The organism is Parafrankia sp. FMc2, from assembly GCF_041008525.1.
In the GTDB taxonomy this organism is placed as follows: Bacteria; Actinomycetota; Actinomycetes; order Frankiales; family Frankiaceae; genus Parafrankia.
In genome coordinates this window covers 1-4040 of record NZ_JBFLUG010000285.1, presented here as the reverse complement: position 1 = coordinate 4040, position 4040 = coordinate 1, and the positions used below count along the sequence as shown (strand labels likewise).

3 protein-coding genes and 1 pseudogene are annotated in these 4040 nt (G+C 69.6%); all 4 read left to right on the top strand.

The window, feature by feature from the left end; genetic code table 11:
- Positions 1–397: 397 nt before the first annotated feature.
- The 4 genes and pseudogenes from AB1460_RS36120 (at position 398) to AB1460_RS36100 (ending at position 3910) form a co-directional block, all read left to right on the top strand.
- Complete coding sequence (locus tag AB1460_RS36120) at positions 398–850, top strand: hypothetical protein (RefSeq protein WP_368966976.1); 453 nt, start codon at positions 398–400, stop codon at positions 848–850.
- Positions 851–1793: 943 nt separating this feature from the next.
- Positions 1794–2150 (top strand): hypothetical protein, encoded by a 357-nt coding sequence (locus tag AB1460_RS36110; RefSeq protein WP_018638793.1) that lies wholly within the window; start codon positions 1794–1796, stop codon positions 2148–2150.
- 314 nt (positions 2151–2464) lie between these two features.
- Positions 2465–2740: pseudogene (locus AB1460_RS36105) on the top strand (helix-turn-helix domain-containing protein); the annotation flags it as partial.
- 210 nt (positions 2741–2950) lie between these two features.
- Complete coding sequence (locus tag AB1460_RS36100) at positions 2951–3910, top strand: transcriptional regulator (RefSeq protein ID WP_368966978.1); 960 nt, start codon at positions 2951–2953, stop codon at positions 3908–3910.
- The last annotated feature ends 130 nt before the right edge of the window (positions 3911–4040 follow it).

Here is a 4040-nt window from a genome sequence, read left to right as displayed (position 1 = left end):
CTACAACCGGCAGCGGATACACTCCGCAATCGGTTACCTCACCCCCATCGAGTTCGAGGAAGAATTTGACGGACGAGACCTCCGTGCGGCATAGTTAGGCTTGTCTACAAAAGCGGGAACGCTCCAGACCATCTGGCAGGTCTTCCGGCCGAGGTGACCGTCGAGGCGCTGAGCTTCGAGGCGGTGGAGAAGCTGGTGGGGAGCTGCCGCCGTCCGCGCGGCAGCTCCGCAAGCGGCACCTATGCTGCCCGCAAGGCGGCGGAAGTGGCCGCGGCCGGGACAGCGGCGGCGAAGGCGGAGACGGCCGGTAAAGCAAAGACGGAGCCGGTCGGTGAAGTGGAACGGCCGGCCAGTGCCGGGACACGGGCTGTTGCGGGAACCGAGCGGCAGACCATTGATGCGCCGCCAGGTGTGGGCACGTTGCACGGCGGCTTCGCGGAGGCGTCGGTGCAGGGGATGCTCGTCGCGCACCTGGTGCGGGAGGGCTGGGAGATCCGGCGGGGTCGCCGAGACCGCGACGAAGGAGCGCGGTGTCGACATTCTGGCGGCCCGGGACGGGCGGACCCTGGCCGTCGAGGTGAAGGGCTTCCCCACCAGGGGCACCTATGCGGATCCGGCGCGAGCCGGCGAGGTCAAGCCGACCCAGCCCGGCACGCAGGCCCGGCACTGGTACGGGCAGGCGATCCTGCGGGCGATGCTCACCCACGGCGAGTTCCCGCACTACGAGGTGGCCATCGGCCTCCCCGACGTCCCGACCTACCGCCGGCTGCACGAACGCACCCGCGTGAGTCTCGACCGGGCCGCGATCGGGGTCCTGTTCGTCGACGAACACGGCGAGGTGCGTTCCTGAACCGATCGCGGGTCGGTGGCGACCGCTCCGCCGCCACCAGGCGAGCGCCGGGCACGGCGCGGGCGGGTACCGTACCCCGGCCACGCCACTGACTGAGGCAGCCTTTCCTGACGCCGCCGTCCGGCGGTAGTCGGTGACTCCAGAAGAACAGGAGCTTCGAAAGTCTGCCCCCCGCCTCCAGCTGGCGTATAGGTCGCTGTTCGCTTTGCGTTGAATGATTGAGCGTGGATTGCTGGTGGCGGCGTCATTCGCCTGCGGGGAATGTGGCTCGGTAGTGGTCGCGAAGCAAACGCGGTGAGGGAGGCCTGTTTCGAGAGTTACCGTAGATCATCCCCCTGATGGGGTGGCCCCGCCCGGTGTTAGCGCACCAGAACGGGGCCTCAATCCGAACCCTGTAGCACCAGGAGCCCGAACCGTGACTCACACTATCCCACAGCATTCAGCGGTCGCCGCGCTGTACTCCTATGTTCGCTCGGTTCGGCTGGTCCCGGCCGTTGTCAGCGGGCGGGTGGTGTCGGTGCGGGTGCTGCGTTCGACGCTGGTCGGGATAGCCCACTATGTCGACGCGTCGGACTGGTCGGGCGCGTTCCCATCGATGATCACGCTGGCGGCGCGGGCCGAAGTGTCGGTGTCCTCCGCCCGTCGCGCGGTCCGTGGCCTGGAGGCGCAGGGCGTTCTGGTCACCGAGCTTGGCGGTGGGCGCCGGTCGAACCGGTACCGCATCGTTCGTCCACCGGCACCGGCACCGGCACCGGAAGCCGTCGCGGCCCCAATACCCGCGGAATCGGTGGTGGGCCGGAGATCGGCACCCTACCGGCGGAGCGAGGACCGGGCAGCCAGATCACCAGGACCGACGATCTCCCAGAGATTTACCTCGCGTACTCCCGGGGGGAGTACGCGGCAGCCGCGCCGGCCAGCCGGCCCGTCAAGGCGAGGCCGGACAGTGCCCGAGGATCTGCGAGCCCTCGCCGACGCGCTGGTCGCCCGGGGGCTCCGGGCGTCGTTCGCCCTGACGCCGGAGCAGGTGGATGCAGTGCGGGCCGTACTGAGACGTGCCGGTGTGGGGGCGATGGTCGCAGCGGCCTATCGGGCGCACCGTGCGGTCGATCCGGCCCGGTGGTGGTCAGCCTGGCTGAACATCTGGTCGGGTCTGCACACGGTACGCCCGCCATCCACGCCGGTCGACACACCGCCGCGCATGCCGGCGGCACCGGTCGGTGACGCGGCGGCGGGGGCGGCCGCCTGCCGCGCCGCACTCGCCGCGGCGAGACGCGGCCGGATCGGTACCGCACTGGCCTGACGCGCCGCGGCTGTGCTGCTGTCGCAGCTTCCGGAGGCCGAGGACCCGCCGGTGCGAGGCCTGGGTAGCCGCTCCAGAGGCCATCGACAGGTTCGGGCCGCCGTCGGCCGTGCCCGGCGGGAGACCATGGTCTGAGGGGAGCAACCGGCGGCGCTCTCACACCCGCCGGTAGTCGCTTCGCGGCGAAGGGTGTGGTCCGTCGACGCCGCCGGGCGCGCCGCAGTCGACAGGAGCTGCCGGCCGGGCAGCCGGTCAGGATCGCGCTGGAACGGCCACCTCCCAGCAAGCGGCCTTTGTTTGCTCTGCAGCATTGCATGCTGGCGTTGCCGTCAAGAGGAAACGGGAAACGCGCCGCGGCCGATGTCGTTCGTTCCGATAACTGGCACACTCGGACTGCGGGACACTCGGCTGATCGGACTGGCGATGTTCGGACAGCGGCGGGGGTCCACGTGCACGGCGACGGCCAGACATTCGGGAGAGAACTACGGAAGCTACGCCTAGCTGCGGGTGTCACGCTCAGTGTGTTGGCAAGAACCGTGCACTACAGCAAGGGTCATCTCAGCAAGGTCGAGCGGGGTGCGAAAGCGCCGAACCGTGAGCTCGCGCAACTGTGCGACGGTGCGTTGCGGACCGGCGGTGTTCTGCTCGCAATGCTGTCAACCGCTGATTCTTCACCGTCCTTGATGCGGGAAGTGGATGGCGGGGACAGTATCGAGGAGGAGGTTTGGATCATGCAGTTCTCCCCGGCGGGAGAGAGTTGGTTCCAGCCGATCGGAAGGCGGCAGATAGTAGCAGCCGGAATGGCCTCCGCGATGGCTGTCGGCCTCGGTTCGCCGAGCACCGCCGCGACCGGCTCAGACCTGGCGGACAGCTCGACGGTGGCGGTTTTCCAAACGTTGTTCGAGAACTACCGCCGGCTCGGCCAGTCGGTCGGTCCGGGTGTTGTCCTCCCCGCCCTCATAGCGCACACCAACACCCTGCGGGAGCTGTCCGTCCATGCGGCTCCACGCGTGCGGTGTGAGCTGCTCCGTCTCGGTTCGCGGTACGCGGAGTACGTCGGTTGGCTGATGCAGGAACGCGGAGACGACAGCGCGGCCCTGTGGTGGACGCAGCGGGCGGTCGAGTTGGCCGCCGCCGGAGGCGACCGGCAGCTCGCTGCCTACGCGAAGGTTCGCCATGCACTGGTCACTCTCTACCGGGATGAGGGCGACGAGACCGTGGCGCTTGCCCGGCAGGCGCGCGATGGCGCGCTGCCACCGCGGATCCGCGGACTGGCGGTGCAGCGGGAAGCGCAGGGACACGCGATCAACGGCGACTACGACGCCTGTATGTGGTGCCTGGACCAGGCCCGTGAGCTGCTCGCCGCCGCGGTGCCCGACGAAGGCGTGCCCGTCATCGGCAGCACCAACCTCAGCGACTCCGTCGGGATGATCACCGGATGGTGCCTTCTCGACCTCGGACGCCCGGCGCGGGCCGCTGATGTGCTGGACGCGCAGATGCGCCAGGTCCCCGCGGAGGCGGCACGTACCCGGGCCCGATACGGCACCCGCCAGGCGCGGGCCCATGCTACGGCCGGCGACATCGAACACGCCTGCGAGCTCGCCAGGTGGGTGCTCCCCGACGTACTGGCGGTGAGTTCCGCGACCATCGCCGCCGACCTGCGGGAGCTGTTGCGCACCCTCAGGCGGCATCCCCAGAATGCGTCAGTCCAGGAACTGGCGCCGATTCTCACGGCGGCCCTGACCGTCGTGACCCCCTGAGGAGGCAGGGCTGCGACAAAGTCGTGATCGGCGTGTCGGCTGGCGTCGCGGGCTGGTAGCGGCTACGGCGTCGCGGTGAGAACGGCCCGGGAACAGGCGGACGCGGCGCCCACGGGATGATCGAGGTTCC

Coding starts and splice junctions, on each gene's coding strand:
- AB1460_RS36120 (WP_368966976.1), top strand. CDS start 398: ATGCGCCGCCAGGTGTGGGCACGTTGCACGGCGGCTTCGCGGAGGCGT.
- AB1460_RS36100 (WP_368966978.1), top strand. CDS start 2,951: ATGGCCTCCGCGATGGCTGTCGGCCTCGGTTCGCCGAGCACCGCCGCG.